The sequence below is a fragment of the Bradyrhizobium hereditatis genome (genome assembly GCF_020329435.1).
In the GTDB taxonomy this organism is placed as follows: Bacteria; Pseudomonadota; Alphaproteobacteria; order Rhizobiales; family Xanthobacteraceae; genus Bradyrhizobium; species Bradyrhizobium hereditatis.
Map to the genome: position 1 here is coordinate 495,631 of NZ_JAGKJK010000003.1, position 22,137 is coordinate 517,767.

Below are 22,137 nucleotides of genomic sequence, written 5' to 3' on the forward strand. Positions count from 1 at the left end.
AAGCCTATTTGAAAGTAACACCGTCAGTCGTCAGATCGAGATACGCATAAGGAAGCGGATCCATAGACAAGCGGTCTTTCCTCATACCCATGAACATAGGCGTAACGTAAAGGATGCCCGCGTGCGGATCTTCTTCGAAGTTTTCGAGCATCTTCGCGAAGATCGCCCGACGGCGCTTCGTGTCGAGCGAAGTCGCCAGTTCGTTACCTAGTGTCAGCATGCTTGGCCCGACTGTAAAAAACTGGCTGTCAGTAAACTCGCCCGGTCCCATACGGCGCCAGAACTGACCCATCGGATCAGGGTAATACGCGCCGGAATCGGCATCGATGATCGCCCGATCCGGCGTGTCCGCGCGCACCTGCGCCCAGTTTTCTTTAAACTCAAGCTTGACGTTGAGGCCGACCGCCTTCCACATTGATTGTAGAATCTGCGCAGTGTCACCCTGTTTGGTGTAATAACCCTGTTGGGTGCGATAGACGATCTGCTGCCCGCTATAACCGGCGTCTTTCAAAAGCTCCCTTGCCTTTTTTGGATTGTATTCTGGGGTCGGACGATCGCTCAAATACATGTCGCCGAATGTTTGCATTTGCCATCCATGGGGCACACTCGTTCGGCCTGCGAACAGGCTTTTGACTAGCGCGTCGCGATTAATCGCGAGGTTCAGCGCGCGCCGAATCCGCGGATCGGCGATCGGACTTCCAATACTGTCGTAGACAAGCCCACGGATGGATTGAACCGGCCCGCCGACAATGGCGCAGCTGGGCTTAGCCTCAATTTGGCGCAATTCATCGGCACCAACTTCTGTGATGATGTCGAACTGACCTGAAAGGAGGCCCGCAATACGGGTCGCAAGCTCCGGAACCACGGTGAAGGTGACTTTATCGGCGGCCGCTTTCGAACTGCCCCAATATTTGTCGAACTTCTTAATGACGATGTCACCACCGAGCTTCCGGCTGACCAAAGAATAAGGGCCAGAGCCAGCATCCACTTCGGTGAACTCTGCGTAGGTCTTCGCCTGCTCTAACGCAGTCGCGGAAATAATTTGGGAGGGATAGGTGGAAAAACGATAAATGCCAACGGCATCGTCACTCTTCATATGAATACGTATGGTCATCTCGTCAACGACTTCGACTCGATCGATCCCTTTGAAGAACGGTTGTGATTGGACGGGAACGGATTTATCGGCACCAATTCTTACTGGTGAAAACGTTGCAACGACGTCCCGCGCGTCGAAAGTATCGCCATTATGGAAAACAACTCCCGGACGTAAGTGAAATTCGATCGTTCTCGGATCAATTACGCTCCAGCTTGTCGCGAGATTTGGTACCAATCTGCCGCCGTTCCGATAGTCGACGCTTACCAGCGTGTCATAGAGGGAGTACATCAGACGCAAGTTTGGATTTGAGTTCTCCGAGACCGGATCGTGATTATCCGGGTTCTTTTGAACCGCGATAACCAAATCATGTGCGAAAGCACTAGCCGCACCGTGGAAGGCGGTAAGGCTGATTGCTAGGATTGGGAGCAGGAGCCTTCTCGGAAAAGAACTTTGCGTTTTCACGTTAGCTGACCCTCGTCTTTTCTGTTGCTGGGTACACACGTTCTTTTGCGCGCCGCTGCTAAGCCTGCGGAGCTGCCGATCACGCTGACGAACTGGCCGGCCGGGACGAAGGGAGTGATCCCGTCGACGGCGAGCGTCGAGCCAAAGCGGCGGCTGACGCCCGACAGGATGTGCGACTGCGTGTTCATGTCGCGAACGGTGCCTGCACCTTGTTACGGTCGGGATTCATTCGAATGAATTTCTGATGACATTCGGATGACTTCTCAGCGGCCAGGATTGTGAGCTAAGCCGCGTCGGTGCAGGCGGTCTCGGTGAGGTGTCCATTGGAGTAGACAGCCCGGCCGCCGCTGAAGGTCGCAACGACGTGCCCGATCCCTCCGTCATCGGCGAGGACGAGGTCCGCACGTTTGCCTGGCAAGATTTCGCCCCGGTCGCGCAGCCCCAAAACCTCGGCGACGTTGGAACTGGCGAGGCGCGCTGCACCAGCAAGTCCGCGCGGATCGGTGTGGGCGAGCTCCAGCAGGGCGGGCAGCATCGCCGAAGGGTGGTAATCCGAGACCAGGATGTCCAGCAGTCCCGCGCGATGCGCCTCGCGCGCGGAAAGGTTGCCGGAATAGCTTTCGCCCCGCAGGGCGTTGGGGGCACCCATCGCGGTGTGCAGCCCGCGTGAACACGCGACATCGGCCGCCTCGAGCGTGACCGGGAATTCGCTGACGACGACGCCGAGCGCAGCCATTAGCCCGACTTTGCGCGGCGTATCATCGTCATGGCTCGCCATAGCGACACGATGGACGCGGCAGGTCTGCGAGATCACGGCAAGTGTGGCGGTCAGCTCCTGCTCTGGGCGGCTGCCCTCCTCGATCTGGCGCGCGACGGTTTCCGCCGCCTCCGCTTGGGAAAGCCCCTTTTGCTCGACGATAGAATCGACGAGCCGTTCGATGTCCCGGTACTGCCCTTGCCCGGGCGTGTGGTCAGTCAGCGAGATCAGGTCGATACTGCCTTCTGCGATCAGTTCGTGGATGACTTCAAGCGCCTTCGGAAATGTGATCTCGAACCGAGCATGGACCTTGTGATCGATCATCAGGCGGCCGCGCATCCGCTTTATTTCGCGGATTACAGAGGAGGTGTGGTCGTAGCTGCGCAGATGGCCATAGGTCGAAGACGGACTAAACGAGAGCGCCGCATAGGCCGTGGTGATCCCGGAACCAGCGAGCTTGCGGTCGAGATCGCGCAGCCCAAGTTCCATGGGCATGCGCACGCGTGGTCGCGGCTCGATCTCGCGCTCGATCATATCGCCGTGCATATCGATAAAGCCTGGCAGCAGGAGCAGGCCCTTGCCATCGATCCCACCTCGAACTGGCCCCTCGACTACCTCCGCGATAAGACCCGCCTCGATCCGGACGGAAGCGCGTTCGAGCACCCTCTCCGGCAGCACTGCCCGGACATCACTCAGCCACATCGGCCATCTCCTTCACCGCCAGCGTCAGTTGCACATCAATCAGTTCGACGACGTCTTCCGGATGGTGGAAGACGCCGATCATCGCCACGCCCTGCGCCTTCAGCGCGCCCAGGCGCCGGATCAGCGCGTGTCGCGCGCCGGCATCGAGGCTCGCGGTAGGCTCGTCGAGGAGCAGCAGGCGCTGAGGCAGCACAAGCGCGCGGGCGAGATTAACCTTCTGTTGCTCGCCACCTGAGAAGGTCGTCGGATAGGCGCGCCAGAGCTCGCGCTTTACGCCGAACTCGCCAAGCCAGCGACGCGCCTCGTCAAGCGCCCGGTCCTGCGGCCAGCCAGCAAGGCGGAGCGGTTCGGCCACGAGCTCGTCGGCGGCGACCCGCGGCCGGGCGACGAGGAACTGGGTAACGAAACCGATGTCGCGCCGACGCAACGCGGTGATGTCGACGTCCGCCGCGCTGGCGAGATCTATCCGTCCCTCCACCGCATCAAACCAGATATGGCCGTGTTTGGGCACATAGCTGCGGTACAGGGTGCGCAACAGGGTCGATTTGCCAACACCGTTACATCCCCGCAGCAGAAGGAACTGCCCGGGGAAGAGGCGAAAACTGACGTCGGAAAAGGCGAAGACTCGCTGGTCGAGATGATGAACATCAAAGTGCTTGGAGAGGTTCTCGACCTCCAGGAGCGGCTGACTCACGGCGAACCTCAGAGCTTGGCGTGCACGAGCGATTGTGTGTAGGCATGCTGGGGATCCTGAAAGATCTGATCAGCCAGCCCTTCTTCCACTACTCGTCCGCGCCTCATCACTATCACACGGTCCGCCATCGTTCGGATGACGCCGAGATCGTGGCTGACCAAGACCATTGTGATCGGCCGGTCACGTTGGAGGCGCTTGAGCGTGTCGAGCACCATCGCCTGCACAGAAACATCGAGGCCGGTCGTCGGCTCATCTAGTAGGAGCAGCGCCGGTTCGAGCGCTAGGGCCTTTGCCAGTTGCACGCGCTGTTGCATGCCGCCGGAAAGCTCGATCGGCGGGGCATCCATGCGCTCGAGCGGGAATTCCGAAGCGTCGAACGCCTCCCGGGCCCGCGACCGAAGCGCCGAAAAACGCCGTTCGCCGGAGATCAGCAAGCGCTCGGCGACATTGCCGGATGACGAGTTGCGCATCAGCAGGCCGAGGTGTGGATTCTGGTAGACGATTCCGATGTGGCGGGCACGCAGCATCCGGCGCGCGAAGCGGTCGAGCGCAAAAAGATTTTGTGTCGCGCCGGGTATCGCGAGCCTGTAGTCGCCCTGATCCGGAATGTCCTCAAGGTTCATCATCCTGAGCAGGGTAGACTTGCCCGAACCGGACTCCCCGACAATACCAAGAACCTCGCCGGGATAGACGGTGACATCGACGTTGTTCAGGGCTCTGACATCACCGAAACGGTGTGAGACGCTGCGCATCGTCAGGACCGGTTCCGTGCAGTTCAGTTTCGGCGCGTCGAGATCGCGTTTGAACGGAGGGGATTCGATCAGGTTCATTACATTACACCGTTGCGATACCATGTTGGGCCAATCGGCACGTCTTCCCCCGCGGCGCGGCGGAGAGCCTTCTGGCAGAGGCCACTGTCGGACAACTCGAAGAGTGAGCCGCCGTCATCCTGCGGGACCTCGTTCATGAAGTAGCCGTTCAGACCCGAACGGGAGCAGGTGAGATGGGCATGGTCCTCGACCCGGTACGGCACGTCGCAGAAGGCAAGCGGTTCAACCCGGGTGAAGGGCGGTACGGCGTAAAGACGCTTCTCGCGACCTGCTGACAGCAAAGTCAGGTGGTGCGCCATGTGCAGTTTGGGCACGTCCCATCGCGGAATCGGCGAGGGCGACATGACATAGCGGCCGTTCACCAGAGAAGGATATTCCGTGGCCTGCATGATGCGTCCTGTTCGCACCATCTGCTCATAGAGGATCAGCCATAGCCTGGCGTAGTCGGCATCGGCATGCATTTGCCGCGCCGCTGAAATATGGTGCTCGACGGGCCGTAGCGGTTCCGGTTCGGGCACTTGGAGAACGAGGATCTGATCGTTCCGCATGACTTCCTCGGGGACGCGATGGCGTGACTGGATGATCGTCGCCTCACACGTGTCGATGGTTTCGCGAGCACCCGATACTTTGGCCAGGAAATGGCGAATCGAGACCGCGTTGACACCCTCGTCCGCGCCCTGGTCGATGACTTTGACTACGGAGGACGGCTTCAGAAGCGTCAAAGTCACCTGCAGACCTCCCGTGCCCCAGCCCCGCGCCATGGGCACTTCGCGGCTTGCATAAGGGATCTGGCAGCCCGGAATAGCGATCGCCTTCAGGAGTTTGCGACGAAGCTCGCGCTTAGCAGACGAATCGAGAAAGCCGTAGGACATCGGCCGCCACGGCCGCGTGAGTTGGCGGAGAGTTGTCATTCGGCCGGCTCCTTCACGACAGCTTTGGATGCTTTGGCTGCCTGCTTTCGTCGTGCATCACGCATCGCGTCGAGCATGGACTGGAAGGTTACATAGTGAGGCAACTTGAAATGGAGGCAGAAACCGGAGCCCTCGACAGGCTCGGTATGGGAAAGAAAGAATTCCTCCTCGAAGGGCGATCCTTTCGTTGCGTGCTGCGCGTTGAGATCGAGCGTGCCACCGGCAATAATCTTCACCTCATTCCAGCCGAGCGTTGCACAGAAGCCTAGATCGATGTTTTCGATGGCTGCCTTCGAAGCGACTTCGGCCTGGGAAACCCTGACACGACCAGCCGAGAAGACCGTACCGCGCGGATGAGCAATCTCAACGTCTGCTTCGCCCAGTCGAAGCTCGTTGACGGTTGGGTGCGCAGGGCCGTAGCCGCGCATGACCGCATAGCCGAGCGCCATCACCCCGCCGGTGTCAGCGCGCGCAAGACTTTGCAACCTATGCGCCCGGCTTGCTGGGAAGAGCAGCGGTTCTCGTGTGAGATCGGGGATATCGTCCTTGGGGATGTCCTCTCGCGCAAAATCGACGACGAGCCCTTGTGCCTTTTGCCACGATGCAAGCGACGGCTGATGCGGAGGTGCCGGCTCCGCGCTCCTCTCTACGGGCTCGGGGTCGAACGCCGCCCCTTCCAGGATGTCGGTGCGCAGGATGCGATGCGAATAGTCGAGGGTCGGCCCGAGGATCTGGCCACCGGGAATATCCTTGAAAGCCGCCGAAATGCGCCGATGAATAAAGAGCTTGTCTTGGATCAGCGGTTCGGCAACCGCCAGACGCGGCTGCGTCGTTCGCCAGGCCCGCAACAACAGAACGGCCTCGTAGAGATCACCACCCGACTGCGTCAGCGCGAGCGCAGCCAGTTCGGGCGCATAGAGAGAGGCCTCACCCATGATCCGGTCGACGAGCCAAGGAAGCGCGCGCCCGATTTCATCGACCCGTGCCGCATCAATTGTCCCCAGCCGTTCTCGATACAAGCGCTGCGATTGCTCGATCGCTCTTTCTCCGCCGCGTGCAGCAACATAAGCCATCAGAGCACCTCCACCAGAGTCGAACGCGGCAGGCAGACGACCCGGGGTCCCTCGACAAGAACGAGCTCGAAACCGGCCGGATAGCGGATGCGCGCCCGCGTCTCCCAAAATTCCGGACCGATTGCGGGCGCGATCGTTACAACCCCGTCGACTCCGGGGCCCGTCAGCCGCAGACGCGGGCCGTCGTTGAGCGCTACTGACGCAACCACCGTCGCTCCCTGATCGGGATAGAGCGCCGAGCCCGTTGCCACCGAAGCTGCGACGGACGCCGTCAGGTCGCCGGACAGGATCACGTGGTCGGCGCGCTCAAGCGGGACGAGTGCCGCGCCGGTGCGCGCAAGCATTTCGCGAAGCTCTAGATCGTCGCAATAGATGCTCGTCTCCAGATCGACGAGTGAGAGCGCGACCGGCAGCAGACCTTTCTTTGGCAACAGTCGCTCCGTGCCGGGCCTTGCCATTGCCCACATCACCGCCTCGAAGGCGGCGTTATCCTGCCGCTCCTCGGCATCGGGAATCGGGAAGGCGATCGCGTTCATCTGAAGGTCTCCATCTCGACGCGGGTGGCCTCGACCGCACGCAGCGTCTGGCATTCTGTCTTTGCAATGATCGCAGCTTCGGCTTCGATGAAGGCGCGGACCCGGTCCTGCATCAGCCCCGCGAACGCGGCGGCATCGATCAGCGCCATCGCCATGGCGTGTTCGAGGTCGCGGCCAACCACCATCCCATACCCTTCGACGCCTCCCAGCTTCACGTGCGCTTCCGCGACCAGCACCTCACCGAGATGGAAATCGATGCCGCGGACGGTGTCACGCATCGGCAGCATGACCAGGCCGCTGCGGCTCTTGAGCACCTCGACAGCTCCGAGTTCGGGCAAGAGGTCATCCGCGAGCGCCTTGATTCGGCTCGCATCGCTGCGGGCGAGCGTCTCCAGCAGGCGCCGATGGGCTGCCTGTTCGTCGTCAATCATCATTGGTCTGGCCCTCCGGCCGGTTGGAGAAACGCTATTTGACCCTGCCGCTGCGATGGAGGGAGCGGATCGGAATGTCATCCGCTCCGTCGAACACGAATTGGACTCGGCTGGCGGCCCAGATGCCTTCCGAGTGGCCGATCGGCACGCCATCCATGTCGGTATCGACCTTGCGAACGACCAGCACCGGCTGGTCGATGTGCTGTTGTAGGAGCTTTGCTTCCTCCGCGCGGGCCCGACGCGAATGCACGCTGGTCGAGTTGCGGACATAATCGCTGATGCCGTACGTGTGATAGGCTTCCGTGACCGAAAGCCCTTCGTGCCGTAGCTTTGCCCAGTCAGGAAAGCGCGTCGCACATTGAAACGTGAATCCGAGACCAATGGGCACGCCGTCCGCCAAGCTGCGCCATAGCAGCTGATGCACTGGCGCGCCCTCGTCGACTTGCAGAGCTTCCGAGACCGACGCCGAAGCCGGCACAATGTGCTCCGCGAGGGTCTCGTCGACGGGCTCGAAGCCTTGCGACAGCAGGTTCTGCCGGAAGCGGGTCCGCCGACCGACGTGGTAGTTCAGTTTCGGCGCGGCCTCGACGAAGGTTCCGCGCCCCTGCTCTACTCTGAGCTTGCCTTCAACTGCGAGCGCAGCAACAGCTCGGCGTACGGAGTGGCGGCCGGCCTCGAACATACGGCACAGTTCCGATTCCGTCGGCAATTGTGCGCCCGGCGTCAACATACCGGAAGTGATCTTATTCGAGAGTTGGTCCCGAATGGCCTGCCAAGCATCTCTCCCCATGGGACCCCGCTCACATTCATTCGAATGAATTTGCTTTAGATGACGGACATGACGAGTGTGTGACAGCGACCATCATCAGATCGGAGGCGGGAAGCGAGCAGAGGCAGCACCAGCGCGTCCTAGAAAAGAACCGCGATTCCGCTTCCACGGTTCGTGATCTCCGGCGCCGATGCTGGTGTCCGCTCGCCTCACCGGCATCGCATCGACGCTCCCGCGATGCGCCCGGCCGTGGAGCATGACTGGAGGCGCCCGTGCGACAGGTTTCAGTCTAGCTTGGGCCAGCGCCACCGCGCGCCGAGCGATTTTCGTCGGCACAGCGAAGCCTTTGAAGTGCACCGCTCCGCTGTTGAAGTCCCGCTGGGTGATCGAAATCGAGGTATCGTGTGATTACGCTACGGGCCGACGTCAAGGTGGTGCTGGCAGGACAGGCGCCGATTTTCGCAAGTCGGCGCATACGCTGTCGGCGCCGGTGAGTCCGCTGCACACGAGCCCGTATTGTGGCGACGGCTTCGCGTTCCGCCGTTCCGCAGCAAGCGCATAGAACGACTCAAGCTTCTGACGTGGGACGGCAGCAGCATGGTGGTGGTGACGAACCGGCTGCACGAAGAACCTAGCCGGCTATCCGCGACGGCGTGGTGCATCTAAGTGTCTAAGTGCGACGCAGCTCGCGATGCTCCGAAGGCTAGATGTGAACGCGTGTCTCACGAAGGACTGTGAAGCAGCCGTCCGTTGTTGACTAAGAGGTGAGGTCTTCGCTGGAACCTGTGGCGCGCACGTATCGTTGGATCGACGAGAAGCTGCTCGCCGGCGATGCGGACGCTCAAGGGCATGATGTTCGGGAAGCGCTCGGAGCGGCTTGGGGGCTCGCCGTCCAGCTGGCGCGCGAGCTGGGCGACTTGCGGCGGACGCTGCGCCTGGGCCAACCGTTGCAGGAGACAAGGTCGACGTCTCGATGCGAAACGGTCTAGCCGACCATATCTTCAAGAACGCAGCACGACTACGTGCAGTCGTTGCACGCCAAACTGAGAGGTTACGATGAGGTGGCCCATGATGACGTCAGGGAAGGCGCGAAGGATTTCAGCATTCATAACCTTGGTACCGTTTTTTTCGCCTGCGAGGCGTGAGCTTTCCGGCTCTTTCTCGGCCAGTGTCTGTTCGGTCGTCGCCGAGTATGCCACCGCAAGTCAACCAGCACCAGCACTACTTTGGCAGATTTATTTGCGCCGCTGTTTTTCAGGGATTCCTCGTTTGCAATATGGGCATCGCTGAGTTGGCGGTCGAAGAATGAGGTCGACGATTGCGTGGCGTATTGCCGGCAGGCTTGGCTGAGGCGGAGGTCCATTGATTCTTTTTTTTCCGCCCCGCTTGTGCGAGACGACGATGCTGGAGGAAGGCATAAGCGATCATGGTCATGAGTGCGTGACGGTGGAGACCTTGCCAGGATCGGCCCTCGAAGTGATCAAGCCCGAGTTCCTCTTTCAACTGCTGATGCGCCTGTTCGCAGATCCATCGCGCCTTGATCTTGGCAGCCAATGTGCGCAGATCTGTCGCGGCCGGTAGATTGGCGAGATAGTATTTCTTCTCTCCTGAGGTTCTGTGTTCGCCGATCAGCCACGCCTCCTCGCCGGGAAGATGCTGCTGGCCCTTGTCCTTGATACGCTGGGGTGGTCCATCGGCGATCCGCACCCGAACGGCAGCAAAACGGGCTTTCAATCGACCCTTGGTCCCGTTTCGCCAACTCACATTTTGCCACTTGGCATCGGCGAGCATGTCCTCGGCTGCCCTCGACAGAATGTCCGGAATGTATCGCTTGCGGGGGCGGCCCCGCATTGCAACTGGCCAGATCAGCTTGACGCCGACCGGGTACACCTTGAGGTGACGGGGGACGCCAACGGCCCAAGTAAGCCCGCGTGCCGTGAGCCCTTGTCGAAACGGCGCGCTGAGGCCGTATCCCGCGTCCGCCAGCACACAACCGAAGCGCACGCCGGCTCCCATCACGTGATCAATCTCAGCCAGAGCGATCTCTGGCTTGGATCGTGGCGTTCGGTATTCGACCGGTACGCCGGCGCGCTTCAAACGTGCCGTATCACTTGTCCAGTTCTCGGGGAGGAAGAGACGCAATGCGAGCATCACTGGCACTTCACCACGCGCAAGCGTCAGCGACACCAGCGTTTGGCAATTCGCCGTTTTGCCGAGAGTCGATGCATATTGCGCAGCGACACCGACCGAGCGCTCGCCCTTCTTCGGCATTGCGGTGTCGTCGATGACCAGCACGGCATCGTCGCCGCCGACGAGCCGGTCGGCCTGAACGAGCAGTTCCGACTCCAGCGGTGCCGCATCCCAGACGCCGTCAGCGATGAAATGGTGCAACTGATCGTAATCGCCCGCTGCAAAGCGCTCCGCGATCGGCTGAATGCTTTTGCGCTCACCAGGACCAATCAACCCCGCAATGTAACGCGGACACATCCGTCGCCGGGCCTTATGACCCAAGCGATCTAGGAATGGCTTCAACCAACATTCTAGCTCATCTTCCCAATCCGGCGTCGCGTTCCCCATGGTCGGCCCTCCAAAAGCCGACCCCCTATGAATCATTGAAAAATCGATTCGGGAATCCTGATAGGCTCACCAAACCGGCAAATCTGCCAAAGTAGTGCCAGGTTGCGGACTCAATACTTGACGTCCCATTGCGACCAAATAATCCTTTTTGTACTCCGTTAATCGCCGGTCTGGTCGAGGCAGTTTTCCAAAACTCTGGAGGCCGCACCGAATCTCGATGAATCCTGGCCTAGACGAGCTGGCAATTTCTGTGAGCTCCGCTTCCAGGCGACTTTGATTCGCCACGCGCCGCGGATGTGAATACCCCAAGCCTTCCGCAATTTTCACGAAATCCACGGAGTTTGAGCTGGTCGCAAAGCCACCAGCAGAATTGTGGCACCCGTTGTTAAGCACGATATGTCTGAACTTAGTATTTCGAAGTGGGGCTACAGAACTGCTAAGTCCGTGCATTAAGAAGGAACCATCTCCATCGATGCAGTAAACATTCCGGTCGGGATCAGCTTGAGATACTCCTATCGCGAAGCTAGATGTAAACCCCATTCCGCCAACACAGGGTAGATGAACATAGCTTCGTCCACACTCTCTCGATGAATAAAGCATTATCTCTCGAGCCGCGTAACCTGTGCTGCTGAATACAATGCTGCTTTCAGGAATAGTGCGGACTATTGTATCAATGACCGCTAGGCGGTCGATGCTCTCATCGAAGCTAATTAGATGTTCTCTTGCTCTTATCGAACTATCTGTTTGTGAGAGTGTCGCGCCTTTGCTAACGAGCAGAGCAGCGTTACGGCGGTCCCGGACACTTGTCTCAACATAGGCTTGGATAGGGTCCGTGCTCGTATCGGCAGTCACCCTGAGCGGGTCCATGCCTAAGAGCTCCAGAAATTTCAGCGTGTGACCACCCATGACCATGTGCTGTGGCTCATCTACAGTCCCTGGCTCACCACGCCACCCGATGATCAAAATGAGCGGGATATCGTATACAGCTGGTGAGAACATTGACAAAAGCGGATTAAGTGCATTCGGCAGCCCGGAATTTTGCATATAGACGCAACAAGGGCGCCCAGTGGCCATGCTTTGCCCCGCCGCCAGCGACACGGCACTTCCCTCACATGAGGCAATCTGGTGATCAAACATTGGACTGCCGATCACTTCAGCAATGAAGGATTCGAGGGTGGAGTCCGGCACACCGCAGACGTATTGAACGCCCACGTGAGCTAGGATATCAAGCAGTGACATGATTCGAAATCCTCGCGAACGCGATTCCAAGCGTTGGGCCGCTTCTCCACTTTGGTATTGAGACGAGATCCTTGGCCCGAGTATTCCACCACGCGCAATCGCAAGTTCTTACCGACTACGTACGGCTAAGACACTTGAGCTTCTCCCGCGCAGGGAGGCTGTCTTCTACCCTCCTCGTCAGCTCTGTGAGTGGGATCATAACTTCTCCGATCTCCAGGTAGAGGATGTGCCGTGATGTCTTGGGCTGCAGGAGACGTCTGCTCAGCGCCGCATGACGTACAACCTCTTGATCTACTACGACGTCGTCCCGCCAGCTCGAAACAGATATTAGCGAGTGGTCATCATAGTCGACGAGCATCGCCGGCACGCGATTCGCTCCGATGTTATTTGAGAGGGCCCAATACCTATGATGTCCGTCCAGAAGAATCAGACCGTGGCGATCAACCAAGATTGGTGTCGTGAAGTATCCGAACTCGCGAATACTACGACAGAGGCGCCAGGCATATTGGCTGTCAATATGCTCGTGCGGTTTAATCTCGCTCGGCCGCAACAAGTACACCGGCTGGTTGGTTGTCGTCACATAATGAGTTGCTAGTGGGTGAGTGGAAATATCGGGCGTCATCGGGTACCGTGGTTGTGCGCGAGTATCGTCTCTATGCAGCGGGAGGTGTCACGGACCGTAACCAGCCGCTGTCGAGGTGGCATTCGGAATCATCCGGTGAGAGCCGTATTGAAGCTCGTGCTCGGGCGCATCGCCTGGAAAACGGCAGCCTCGTTCAGGAAGTAGTATCCTCCTAGTTCGACAGGTTTGCCGACCGAGCAGGCAAGTTCTCTCAGAATTTGTCCTTGGCGCTTACGGAGCTCGTTTCCTATTTGACTAAAACGCCCTTTGCCGTTCAAGTGAATGGAGAGCCAATTGGCCCAATTCTTAGCTAAAAAGAAATGGATCACGCGTGTGTCCATTGGTGCACACTCAGCGTCCTCAGCAACGCTCTGCCGAATGACGCGCATCGAGTGCTCAAGACCAGCGGCAAGCATTTCAACAGACTGGTCCCTACGCTCACGAGCGATGTGGCGATAGGCGCCAACAAACGCCCATCCGTCGGCAATCGGATTCCACCGAAGAAAATTCTGACGAAGAAACTCTTGAAAGATCCTGGGTGCGGTGCCGCCGGTTCCAACCTCAAAGAGGCAGCCGCCGCGGGACAATCGGGAATACGATTGCACGGCGTGTTTGTTAGTCCCAGCCAACGCAAAGAGCAGTTCCGAAAGATAGTCTCTCAACACGTTTCCTACGGCTGCTATTACACTTTGCCCACTGCGGAGTTGCTGAAGCACGAATCTCGTTGCGTCTCGAATCTCCATAATGCGGACGTCTCTCCGCTCTGACCTATCAAGACTCAAGAATGCTTCGACTTTCTTGATGATCTCGCGATGATGTGGGCGATTGCGGTCGAGCCAGAAAACAGCCGGACATCGCATTTCGCGGGCCTTCCGCATGGTCATCTCTATCCAATCCGCAACGGCAGATGCTGAGGCGGTGATCATGCGCCAAATGCCGCCACACTCTATTCGGTGCTGCGAAAGTATGGCTCCCCTTCCATCCACCACGCGAACGTTACCCGCACCAGTAATCCCGAAGGTCGTCTCCTGTGCTCCGTACTCTTCGGCGGAATCTCTTGTCAGTCCCACGATCGCAATGTGCTGGACCTGATCCGGCCGAAGTAACCCAAAGGTCTTGAAGTCGTCGATCAACGCGTCGTAGAAGCCGGAGTAGGAGCTGTCAGGGATGACAAACTTCGCAGCGCCGGCGATCCCCTCAGTCGCCGAGACCCGGCCTCCGCTGACGATCGCGTCGGCCATTGCTCGTGCAATGCTCGGACCGTTGCGCGCATGCAAATGAGAAACTGCCTCCCCTGGGTTGACCGCTAGCCACGGTCCTTCAAGCCCCGCCGAATAGATCAGCTTCTTAAAGACATCGGCATCAGCAATATGATTAGCTGCATCTGCGACAGCACATAAGCCGAGTCCGGGATTCACATCCCGCGACTCAAGCTCTTCGCCGAAATGCTCGTACACTCGGCGATAATAGGCCTTGACCGCTTCAGCGAATATTTGTTCGTCAGCCTTGAGCGCGTTACATTTGAGCTGAAGCGAGAATACGAGCGAGCGATTCTTTGCATCTTCGAGCGCGTTGTAGAGGAAATGTCTAAGGTCGCTTTGCTGCATAACGGAGAAGGAGGCAACGTCCCCATCTTCCAGCTCGACGCAATCCTTCAGAATCGACACTTCGCCGCTGTCACAGAGGAACTCAATGCGCAGGCTCTGCTGTTGGACGGCGAAAATAGAATGCTCTGTCGATCTGAAATCGCCGCTCTTCATAGAAGCGACTTGGCAACTAGATGCAAGCGCAGGGAGGACGACACTGGTCTCCTGTGCGGTCGCTCTTGCTGGCCGCGCGCTCTCTAACTGACGAACCATCGTTCCCTGGCGAAGCAGTTTGTTTATGACACTTCCGAGCAAGCGGTCGTATCTAGCCTTTGTTAGCGACGCCTCAGTATTGGGAGAAGGGCGGCAATAGTCTTCCAGCGGGAAGCCGACTTCCTGGAGTTCTTTGACCGCGGCGCGAAGCTGGACGGCATTCGCACTGATGCACGGGGGTTTGATCACAACGGACCCCGGATTGGAAACGATCCTGCCGAGCACCGCCTGCAGGCTGCAGGAGTTTTCGCTGCGCGCGCCGCGATAGCCGAATTCCGACAATATTAGCCCACACAAGGACACATCCATCTCTTCGATCTCAAGGTCGACCTCTCTCGAGAAGACCTTGATGATTGGAGATAGCGAATACCATGCCACCAGAGGGCTCTCATCGGTCTTGCAATAAATGACTTTCATCTGAGACCGCCAATGGGGACGAGCTTCGTTCTGAGCCTTGCTACGCTGCCAAATGCGCTGGTCCCGTGGCCTCCACGAGGCTCCGCCTCACATCGGCAGGGCCAGCTATACATTGCACGTAAGAACCAGGCAGGACGGTAAAGTCCTGGCTGCCGTACGAACCCGTTACGTGGACGACTATCTCGCTATTCCGGGGAACTAGATTTCGATCGATGGCATTGAGGACACCCGTCAAGACCATGGTCATCGACCACTCTCGGAGATCTCTGGGATCCGCCGGCAAACTCAATCCGGTTTCCGCAAGTATCTTTCTAAGAACAGGATATCGATGAAGACACTCGTATAGAGACACGACGATCCCCGACCCGCCCTGCTCGGATAGGATCTCGCGGATCAGGTCCCTTGTCATCGGGTTTCGACTATAGAACGTCGAGTCTATGATCTCATTGACTTGGTAAGTCCTGGCGGGAAAGAACGGGGAGGTAGCCTGGGTATACAAGCCGGTATCTGAATCGAACTCGTATTCGGGCAGGCATTCCCTTGAGAGAAGATCTAGCACCAGGTCTGGTGTGCCAAGGTGTTGCACTAACAGCCATTGCCGGCTTTTGCCGATATCCACTCCCATGTCTGAAAGCACTTCCAAACCGAATTGGTGCCCTAGGAGACCAAAGGCGCTTGAGACGGCCTGCGCTTGAACCCGCATCTTTTCAGCTCGGGCGGGGCCCAAATGGTCGAGTTCAAAGAAAGCACGAACCGCGTCGGCCATTCTGTAATTGTTCAAGTCGTATGTATGCCATAGAGTCAAGCCCAGGTTCTCTTTAAGATATTGAGAATTCTCATGAACGAACGCTCGAGTAATTTGCTTTACAAGCGCTCCGTCTTCCGCCTCAACAGAGAAAACCGGATTGAGTCGCCGTAGTACGGGATCTTCGGAAAGTGAGCTGCTCCATAGCTTCGAAAGGCCTGCCTTCGGCACGACGATAGCAATTCGGAGTTGGTGGGGTTCGATGATCTTGCACTCGATCGCTCGTGCGACCGCATCACGAAGCGCGCCGCCCTTATTGCCAGATGTAGGTGTAACGATGAGTACCGACTCGCCGGTAGCTCGGATATGGGCGATCGCTCGAGCTACCATAACGAGGGACGCAAAAGTCTTCGTGGTCCTTGTGCGAGGATTCCCAGATAGGTTCAGGAGCTTTATGTTGCGACCCAGATAGTCTCCAAGACGGTATAATTCGATTTTTGCCACATCAAAAAAGTCGATAAGCTGTCTGTCCAGTGTAGGGAGACTGTAGTCGGGAACGAATCCGGACTCCGCGCTCGGCCGGCCGCTGTCAGGCTTACAAGCGTCGCCGGCCAGCTTTATCTTGTTGTAGTACCTGACGATTGCACTGTCGCTGGCCATTTGCGTCCCTCCGGATTGGACTTGATCCATTTGTTTTCACACTTAACGGGAATCCTGCCCTCTTGCGACGCCTAGAGGGCTATCGACTTACGCTGGCGTGAGCGTCGCAAGGTCGGGCTCAATGCTGGCGACGTCCGCTATGATATGAGCACAGATGCGCCGCATCGCCGCTATTGCGGCTCGCATGGATTGATTGGCCCAGATCACTGTGGAGAAGCGGGCATCACGATAGCAGAGACTGGTGTTCGATAGTATTTCGTGGGAACGAACACGACCGGCAGCCGGTTCTGCCAGGCACTCGTAAACGACAGACTCTCCGCCGCCGTGCTCTTTCGCGAGTGAATGAGAATCGCATCGGCTCCTGCGTCGGCGTAAGCGTGAGCGCGCCGGACTGCTTGGCCCATTCCATGGCCGCCGATAAGCGCTTCGATCCGAGCCACAAGAAGGAGGTCTTTCCGCGACTGTATCTTTCACTGCCCGTAGCCGGCCGGAGAATTCATAGATATCGGCTAGGTGATGCCGCGTGCCAACAAACGAGTTCATCTTGGGAAAACAGCTGTCCTCCAGCGCGAAGCCGGCGGCGCCACGCTGGAGGAGCTTGCGTGCCAGGAGGCGCGCGTTGTTGAAATTTCCGAACCCATTATCGCCGTCGACGAGCACAGGCAGTTCGGTCGACGCCACAATGCGCTCGACCCTATCGACGACTTGGGTGCATGACGCTTCGTAGGCATCGCGATAGCCGAGAGACCAGGCGATTGATAGGCCCGATGCCCAGAGGCCTTTGGCACCGGCGCGATCGGCGATCGCTGCGGACATTCCATCATGTGCTTCCGTAAGGAAGGAAAGCTCGCTGTCGGAGCGGACCTGCGCACGCAGCATTTCCGCAAGCGACGAGCCAGCGCGTCGATCAGATCCGTTACCGAGAACAGATTTTGGTCGACGTTGCATGCCGAATTCCCTGCAGGCGATGTTTGATCGGGCTGACGTGCAATACCCACATGCCGTCCTCTCGATCAATTACTAACGTTGGTAGTTGACCGGCACGCAAGTCGGTGCATCCCCCTATAGGAGTGACGCACGAGCGCGATTGTTGGTCGAAACAATTAAGAGAATGCGCGCATTCGATCAGTGACTGCTCCGCGAGCCCATTGATGCGTCAACGTTGCAGCCCTCCCCGCATTGTCTGGGGCAGCTCGGCGAGGTCCTTGCGCAGCTAATGGTCGAGTGTGATTCCAAGATCGCGACTTGCCCTAGCAATTCAAGGGTCGTTCAGTGAAAATCGGGAGCGGGATTTCGGTCACTCGTTAGCGCTGCGACCGCTTACTTCGCTACACGCCCACTTTTTTCCGCAGATGCGGCGAGCAAGGCGGATCCCGTTTCAGACCGCGCCGTTCTTGGTCCTATGTCAACTAATGCCGCGGCTGGTGCAAACGGCGCTGTAGCATTTCCGACGCATGTCGTAATTGCTTCAATGCGCTTAACGCGCCGCAATCGATGCCCAATCCTCCCAAGTCCTTGTCTTGACGCCCATTGTCAAGAACGCCGCAATTGGTACGACATTTGCTGCTCTCATCCCCGGTGTCCTCGCTATTCTGGAGCAGCGCATGCACAGTGCCCTCTACATCAAGCAGATCCCCTACTCCGCGCAGAGTTGCCTGCATCCATGATCAACACCATCATGCGCCAGGATGGCCGATCATTAACGGTACCTACGATCTATTCGCGCTGCAAGCGGCGCTCGATCTGCGCGACTGGGGTCTCCACACACTGTTTTCTTACGCAGACGCCTACCTTCGGCGCCGATCGCGCCGTACTGCTCACCGATGGCGTCTTCCTCGCGCCGACGCGCTGGCGGACAGCTCTGCGCTAGCGACCGCTATCCGCAAGGTGCCGAGGAAAATGGCGCGCCCGATCTCATTGCCACTGGCAAGCAGACCATCGTCGGTGACACCGCGCAGGTGGAGCCCAGCATCGCCGAACGGCTCTGTATGCTGCAGCTCACATCTCGCGAAGATCAGAGCCCTGGATCTCGTCGTACTCACCATCGAGGCGAAGCGCCTCCCACTCGTGCTGCGCCGCGATTCCGAAGGTAAACTCGCCTATGCCGACGTCGTGGTCGCCGCCGGACTCGAATTGCCAGAGAATTGTCGGTCGATGCACGCGAGTCCGGCTCAGTATTCGGCGCCGAAATGGCTGGTGCAGAAAAGCTGGATCACGTCCGACTCCATATCGCCACCGTCATTTCCCGCCCTATCGAGCATCGGGTTAGCGTTGAGGGCGCAGACTCGTCAACTCAGAACACGCCTATCTTCGATTTCGCCCATATTGGCGTGGTCACCAGTGACATCATCAGCGAGCCGACTGCCGATCGAATGGAGTTATCCGCGCGGCAGCTACGGCGTGCTACTCAAGTTCGAAATGGCCGCTGCACCTCCGCCGCTTGATCGGCGTGCCCTCGGTTTCGGTTCGCCTTCTCCTGCTGGGCGCCTGCTGGAAGAGCCAACGAATTCGAGCGGGTGTTTGCCGCAGCGCGCGAGTGTTCAGGCTGCATGAAGACTGGAGCCAAAAGGCTTCGGCGACCGGAATGGAACTAGGCCCCGCGTAAACAAGCTCAATCGAACCACGCAATACCGGCCCTTTTTGGGTCGGCCTCAAGAGGCGCCACATGGATCTTTTCAGCTTCATCGAATGCGCGAAGCGAACGCAATCCCTTAAAGCGCTATTCGACCTTCTTGTGAGCTGTGCGAGCGACGAGGGCTTCAGTGAAGTCGCTTACGGAGCACTTACCTTCGCGGAGCCGATTCGTCTACCGGAGTATCCACTGCCCGCACTGGCGGTGAAATGGCCACCCGACTGGTGCGACCGATATTTTAAACGCAAGTACCATACTATTGATCCGGTGGTCCGGCGGACACCAATGCTTTCGGGGCCATTTCTGTGGGACCAACTCGCCAAGGAAATTCAACTGGAACCCGGCGAGAGGCGCGTACTAGACGAGGCCAAAGAGGCAGGTCTGAAGCATGGCATGAGCGTGCCGTTATTTGGGCCCTTGGGCCGAGTATCTGTGATATCATTTGCATCCCGGCTCGATGATGCCAATCCCCAGCATCGTATGAGTCATCTCAAGGCACTGGCTTGGAACTTTCACATTGCATTTGGGGAGATCGGGCGGCCCTCAGATAGTAGCTGCAATAGGAAAGCTACGTTATCCGAACGCGAGAAAGATTGCCTGCGGTGGGTGGCAGAGGGCAAATCGCCCTCGGAAATCGGGATGATGATGAAGGTTAGCGAGAATACAGTTGATTTTCATCTTAAGAACGCCCTGCGAAAGCTGCATACGAGGAACCGGACCCATGGCATCGTCAAGGACGATTCGCCTTAGCCTTATTTGAACTCTTGAGGACGCAAGCGTTGCTAAGAACCGCCGCTAACGCAGCGAAGCGAGGTGCGTCTGCGCAGAGGGCTGCTGCGCGAGCATGGTGATCTGAAAATAACAGCAGTTGCATGCCTCATCGCTACTGTTGGTCGGCAACGAACATTGACTTGCTCGATAGCGAGAAATCATCCCGCTCGTTGTTGAACAGCCGGCCGCGTTGATCGGGACGCATCCAGCTCTCCAGCCGCCCCAGGAGATCACCTTCCCCTGCCCTGATGCGCCCCCGCAGCAAGGTCGAGAATGCCATGAGTGTGCGCCCCTCGGGACCGGAGCTGAGCGCCGCTGCGATAACGCTGCGCTCTTGCTGCTCAGAGGCCGAGAGCTCGCGGCCAGGCGCGCATGAAACAACCGTGCGCCTTTCACACGGTGGGCTCGCACGCGGATCAGTGCGCTCGCAATTCGATGAGGACGAATAGCGCGGGCCGTCAATCTCAGGCTGCACGAAGCCACAACGATGTAAGCTAGTGCACCCAGTTGGAAGTGCCATGCCATTGTCCTAAGGCCGGAACTCGATTCTGCCGATCCAGTATCGTTGGGAAGCAATAGGCCCGTGACCGACATCAACTAATGCGATGGACCATCCTGATTTGGCGATGGGTTGCCGTGAGAACCGGCCAGCGTCCAATTCGACTTCTCGGCTAGAGAACTGACTGCGCCACCGATCGCGAGTCATCGGGGCACTGGAGCGTGCCTTAGTGCAGCGGGTGTGCCTCGTGGATAGGCGAATGGGGCGTCTCGTCATTCGCGTGCAATATTGGACGCCGATTGATACACCCAGGCCTCGTCAAGTCGCAGCGTAAAGAGTCTCACCTAAGCCCTTACGAGCCGGTCCTTGAAGACACGGCGCCGCAGCCAATACATCACCGCGAGCAACTCCAGATGACGACCAAATTGAGAGGTGTGAAGTCCGATGGCATGCATAGCGACCTCCTGAAAATTATCGGGAGGCCTCAAAACCAGAAAGAGAGGTGCTAATCGCCTGTCAAATTTTATAGGTTACTCTTTTCAGTTGGATTACGTTAGACCTTTTTGGAACAGAACAAAGACAACATGCCCGGCGCGACGAGCGCCAGGTCTCTTGTGCATCTCGCTAAATAAGAGGGTGTGGATGATTAGGACAACAAACCGCGCCGCAGCGCCTCGGCGACGCATTGGGCAATGGATGCTGCACCTATCTTGCAGCGCGCGTTCTCAAGATGAAACACGACGATGCGCGGCGCAATCTGGACCAGCACCGCGATGTTCGCGATAGTTTTTCCGCGCGCGGTGCATGCAAGGCATTGCCGCTCGCGCTGAGTGAATTCACTTGCGGCGAGTTTACCGGCAGAGGGTACGTCAAGTCTGGCGGTGACATGCCAATGAAAGTGCACTCCGACGAGTTGTACGAAATCTTTCCAGTCGGCCAAGAGCCGCTCCGGGTGAACGTCGCGGTCACCCGTCCCCAGCGTAAATGCGGCCATCCGTCCAAATCCGCCCCTGATCGGGACGGTGATGCCTGATCTGATCCCGAAGGTCGTCGCTTCATCAGAGAACCGGCGCTGCTCGCGGTTTCCGGCCAGGGCCTCGCCTCGCTGAACAGCGGTGTTCGGCACGCGCGCGGCGCACCACGGGATCGAGCTGCTGATATCCAAGCTGGAAATACCGGCTTGTCCAGGATCTTGGATAGGACGAGATCAACATCGGCCTCTCGCCGGTCAGCCGCAGATAGGCAGATCGCTGGAAGCCCAGCCTCTGTGTTAGCCGGGCTGCGATACGCTCGAATTCATCCGCGATGGTTGCGTTTGGATGGCATCAATAAATTCCTGGAAGATGCTTTCGACCGGGCTCATTCCTGCTCTACCATCTTGAACATAATGCCGTACTTTCCAATGACCTCACCGAGCTAACGTCGGCGCTAGACCCAGAGATGATCAAAGAGGTCCTCGATGTCATGACGGAGCTCGCGAAAGACGGCATGACAATGATCTGTGTTACCCACGAGATGGGGTTCGCGCGCGAGGTGGCCGACCGGATTCGCAGGCAGAATCATCGAATCATCGAGCAAGCCGCGCCCTCCAAATTCTTTAGGGAGCCCGAACATCCCCGAGCGCAGCAATTCCTCAGTCAAATGCTGCATTAGATCTAAGCTGCTTGCTAGACGGTGCCTTCGCCGCTCGCGACCGAGCAAATCGACCTTGGGGACTGTCCCCTCTCCTTCGCCTATGGCTGTCCGGATTAGCTCGGAGGTATTATTCGAAACCCCAACCAGCGGAAATGGCGACACGATCGCATCCGGCTCCGCGGATGAGCTAAACTCGCCAAGTGATACGGTTTCGAGTTGA

At 58.3% G+C, this 22,137-nt stretch carries 21 protein-coding genes and 2 pseudogenes; 3 read left to right on the top strand and 20 right to left on the bottom strand.

Features of this window, described 5'->3' with window-relative positions; translation table 11 throughout:
• Positions 1–4: 4 nt before the first annotated feature.
• From J6524_RS10195 to J6524_RS10270, 16 genes and pseudogenes are all read right to left on the bottom strand, one after another.
• Entirely contained in the window at positions 5–1,558 is a 1,554-nt protein-coding gene (locus J6524_RS10195) for an ABC transporter substrate-binding protein (RefSeq protein ID WP_225670188.1), read from the bottom strand.
• On the bottom strand, positions 1,555–1,746 hold the full coding sequence (locus J6524_RS10200) for a hypothetical protein (protein ID WP_225670189.1): 192 nt from the start codon (positions 1,744–1,746) through the stop codon (positions 1,555–1,557). The genes J6524_RS10195 and J6524_RS10200 overlap by 4 nt, the downstream gene beginning before the upstream one ends.
• A gap of 95 nt (positions 1,747–1,841) precedes the next feature.
• On the bottom strand, positions 1,842–3,017 hold the full coding sequence (locus J6524_RS10205; protein WP_225670190.1) for an alpha-D-ribose 1-methylphosphonate 5-triphosphate diphosphatase: 1,176 nt from the start codon (positions 3,015–3,017) through the stop codon (positions 1,842–1,844).
• A complete protein-coding gene (locus tag J6524_RS10210) occupies positions 3,004–3,711 on the bottom strand; it encodes a phosphonate C-P lyase system protein PhnL (protein ID WP_225670191.1) in 708 nt (235 codons plus the stop codon). Before J6524_RS10210 ends, J6524_RS10205 begins: the two co-directional genes overlap by 14 nt.
• Positions 3,712–3,719: 8 nt before the next feature.
• Complete coding sequence (locus J6524_RS10215) at positions 3,720–4,541, bottom strand: ATP-binding cassette domain-containing protein (protein ID WP_225670192.1); 822 nt, start codon at positions 4,539–4,541, stop codon at positions 3,720–3,722.
• Positions 4,541–5,452, bottom strand: a complete 912-nt coding sequence (locus J6524_RS10220; protein WP_225670193.1) for an alpha-D-ribose 1-methylphosphonate 5-phosphate C-P-lyase PhnJ — start codon at positions 5,450–5,452, stop codon at positions 4,541–4,543. The genes J6524_RS10215 and J6524_RS10220 overlap by 1 nt, the downstream gene beginning before the upstream one ends.
• Entirely contained in the window at positions 5,449–6,525 is a 1,077-nt protein-coding gene (locus J6524_RS10225) for a carbon-phosphorus lyase complex subunit PhnI (RefSeq protein WP_225670194.1), read from the bottom strand. The genes J6524_RS10220 and J6524_RS10225 overlap by 4 nt, the downstream gene beginning before the upstream one ends.
• Positions 6,525–7,061 (bottom strand): phosphonate C-P lyase system protein PhnH, encoded by a 537-nt coding sequence (phnH, locus tag J6524_RS10230; protein ID WP_225670195.1) that lies wholly within the window; start codon positions 7,059–7,061, stop codon positions 6,525–6,527. Before phnH ends, J6524_RS10225 begins: the two co-directional genes overlap by 1 nt.
• Positions 7,058–7,495, bottom strand: coding sequence for a phosphonate C-P lyase system protein PhnG (gene phnG, locus J6524_RS10235; protein ID WP_225670196.1), 438 nt, complete (start codon positions 7,493–7,495; stop codon positions 7,058–7,060). The genes phnH and phnG overlap by 4 nt, the downstream gene beginning before the upstream one ends.
• Before the next feature lie 31 nt (positions 7,496–7,526).
• Positions 7,527–8,282 (bottom strand): phosphonate metabolism transcriptional regulator PhnF, encoded by a 756-nt coding sequence (gene phnF, locus J6524_RS10240; protein ID WP_225670197.1) that lies wholly within the window; start codon positions 8,280–8,282, stop codon positions 7,527–7,529.
• A gap of 1,233 nt (positions 8,283–9,515) precedes the next feature.
• On the bottom strand, positions 9,516–10,874 hold the full coding sequence (locus J6524_RS10245) for an IS701 family transposase (RefSeq protein WP_225670198.1): 1,359 nt from the start codon (positions 10,872–10,874) through the stop codon (positions 9,516–9,518).
• Between the two features lie 30 nt (positions 10,875–10,904).
• Positions 10,905–12,077 (bottom strand): phosphonopyruvate decarboxylase, encoded by a 1,173-nt coding sequence (gene aepY, locus J6524_RS10250; RefSeq protein ID WP_225670199.1) that lies wholly within the window; start codon positions 12,075–12,077, stop codon positions 10,905–10,907.
• A gap of 115 nt (positions 12,078–12,192) precedes the next feature.
• A complete protein-coding gene (locus J6524_RS38260; RefSeq protein WP_225670200.1) occupies positions 12,193–12,699 on the bottom strand; it encodes a ParB N-terminal domain-containing protein in 507 nt (168 codons plus the stop codon).
• 89 nt (positions 12,700–12,788) lie between these two features.
• The gene (locus J6524_RS10260) at positions 12,789–14,975 is read right to left on the bottom strand and encodes an NADP-dependent isocitrate dehydrogenase (protein ID WP_225670201.1); all 2,187 of its coding nucleotides are present in this window, start codon (positions 14,973–14,975) and stop codon (positions 12,789–12,791) included.
• A gap of 40 nt (positions 14,976–15,015) precedes the next feature.
• Positions 15,016–16,380, bottom strand: coding sequence for a DUF6002 family protein (locus tag J6524_RS10265; protein ID WP_225670202.1), 1,365 nt, complete (start codon positions 16,378–16,380; stop codon positions 15,016–15,018).
• 87 nt (positions 16,381–16,467) lie between these two features.
• Positions 16,468–17,259: pseudogene (locus J6524_RS10270) on the bottom strand (isocitrate lyase/phosphoenolpyruvate mutase family protein).
• A gap of 784 nt (positions 17,260–18,043) precedes the next feature.
• On the opposite strand from J6524_RS10270, the gene J6524_RS10275 reads away from it, so the two are divergent.
• Positions 18,044–18,250, top strand: a complete 207-nt coding sequence (locus J6524_RS10275) for a hypothetical protein (RefSeq protein ID WP_225670203.1) — start codon at positions 18,044–18,046, stop codon at positions 18,248–18,250.
• 128 nt (positions 18,251–18,378) lie between these two features.
• On the opposite strand, the gene J6524_RS10280 is transcribed toward J6524_RS10275, so the two are convergent.
• The gene (locus J6524_RS10280) at positions 18,379–18,540 is read right to left on the bottom strand and encodes a hypothetical protein (protein WP_225670204.1); all 162 of its coding nucleotides are present in this window, start codon (positions 18,538–18,540) and stop codon (positions 18,379–18,381) included.
• 505 nt (positions 18,541–19,045) lie between these two features.
• Here J6524_RS10280 and J6524_RS10285 point away from each other — a divergent pair.
• On the top strand, positions 19,046–19,762 hold the full coding sequence (locus J6524_RS10285) for a LuxR family transcriptional regulator (protein WP_225670205.1): 717 nt from the start codon (positions 19,046–19,048) through the stop codon (positions 19,760–19,762).
• Positions 19,763–19,895: 133 nt separating this feature from the next.
• Here J6524_RS10285 and J6524_RS10290 read toward each other — a convergent pair whose 3' ends face one another.
• The 3 genes from J6524_RS10290 to J6524_RS37915 form a co-directional block, all read right to left on the bottom strand.
• On the bottom strand, positions 19,896–20,063 hold the full coding sequence (locus J6524_RS10290; protein ID WP_225670206.1) for a hypothetical protein: 168 nt from the start codon (positions 20,061–20,063) through the stop codon (positions 19,896–19,898).
• A gap of 865 nt (positions 20,064–20,928) precedes the next feature.
• On the bottom strand, positions 20,929–21,408 hold the full coding sequence (locus J6524_RS37350; protein WP_312002377.1) for a helix-turn-helix transcriptional regulator: 480 nt from the start codon (positions 21,406–21,408) through the stop codon (positions 20,929–20,931).
• A complete protein-coding gene (locus J6524_RS37915) occupies positions 21,341–21,589 on the bottom strand; it encodes an autoinducer binding domain-containing protein (protein ID WP_376712008.1) in 249 nt (82 codons plus the stop codon). Before J6524_RS37915 ends, J6524_RS37350 begins: the two co-directional genes overlap by 68 nt.
• A 106-nt stretch (positions 21,590–21,695) precedes the next feature.
• Between J6524_RS37915 and glnQ the strand changes: the two are divergent.
• Positions 21,696–21,935, top strand: a pseudogene (gene glnQ / locus J6524_RS10305) (glutamine ABC transporter ATP-binding protein GlnQ); the annotation flags it as partial.
• Positions 21,936–22,137: the final 202 nt, after the last annotated feature.